The following is a 321-nucleotide window of genomic DNA, read 5'->3' as shown; positions in this document are numbered from 1 at the left end:
GTAGTTTCTTAGGCGTGCCTAGGAGCCGGCCAGCGTGTGCTGTCGGCTTCGTCTTTGGGGCTTTATGCGGCGACGGAGCGTGGCGGGATTTCGCGGAAGAACTCCTTGTTTTTCAGCATCGCGTAGATGACATTGCATCGGCGTCGTGCCAGGCAGATGACTGCTGCGTTGTGGCGTTTTCCTTCAGCGCGTTTGCGTTCGTAATACCGCCGTGACGGTTCGTGGCTGCGGATAACTGCGAATGCGGAGTAGAACAAGGCGTTTTTCAGTCGTTTATTGCCTGACCGTGCCGGGAATTCACCTCTGATCGACGAACCGGAT

Annotated in this window: 1 pseudogene; it reads right to left on the bottom strand. The window is 56.4% G+C overall.

Annotated elements, in window-relative coordinates:
* Positions 1–62: 62 nt before the first annotated feature.
* Positions 63–321: pseudogene (locus tag HMPREF2847_RS04970) on the bottom strand (IS110 family transposase); the annotation flags it as partial.

The organism is Corynebacterium sp. HMSC074C03 (assembly GCF_001838285.1).
GTDB lineage: Bacteria > Actinomycetota > Actinomycetes > Mycobacteriales > Mycobacteriaceae > Corynebacterium > Corynebacterium amycolatum.
The sequence above is the reverse complement of the archived record's forward strand: the minus strand, read 5'-3'. Positions and strand labels throughout refer to the sequence as shown.